This window comes from Mesorhizobium sp. M0854 (assembly GCF_040319815.1).
In the GTDB taxonomy this organism is placed as follows: Bacteria; Pseudomonadota; Alphaproteobacteria; order Rhizobiales; family Rhizobiaceae; genus Mesorhizobium.
In genome coordinates, this window is the sequence record NZ_JAMYOL010000093.1 from 1 (window position 1) to 561 (window position 561).

At 61.1% G+C, this 561-nt stretch carries 1 protein-coding gene; it reads left to right on the forward strand.

From position 1 onward, the window contains the following. Positions 1-15: 15 nt before the first annotated feature. Positions 16-561: S-(hydroxymethyl)glutathione synthase (gfa, locus tag NKH99_RS32680; RefSeq protein ID WP_353017993.1), on the forward strand; the 546-nt coding region annotated here is incomplete at its 3' end.

The following is a 561-nucleotide window of genomic DNA, read 5'->3' on the forward strand; positions in this document are numbered from 1 at the left end:
AGGGAGGAGACAAAAATGCCGGAAAAACTGCATCCTAAAATCGACAATGGACTGCCACGGGAAAAGGCCGACTTTGCCGGCGGCACGCTGGTCTGCGCCTGCACCAGCAACCCGGTCAAGGTGAAGGTCAAGGGCCAGATCGCCCACAACCATGCCTGCGGCTGCACCAAATGCTGGAAGCCGGAAGGCGCGCTGTTCTCGGTCGTGGCGGTTGCCGGTACAAACGACGTGACGGTGACCGAAAACGGCGACAAGCTGAAGATCGTCGATCCGGGCGCGCTGATCCTGCGCCATGCCTGCACCGGCTGCGGCGTCCATATGCACGGCCCGGTCGAGCGCGACCACGCGTTCAAGGGGCTGTCCTTCATCCATCCGGAACGCTTCCAGGAAGACGGCTGGTCACCGCCGGGCTTCACCGCCTTTGTCTCCTCGATCATCGAGTCCGGTGTCGATCCGAGCCGCATGGACGGCATAAGGTCACAGCTGAAGTCGATCGGGCTCGAACCTTATGATTGCCTCAATCCAGGACTGATGGACTATATCGCCACCTGGACGGCCAAG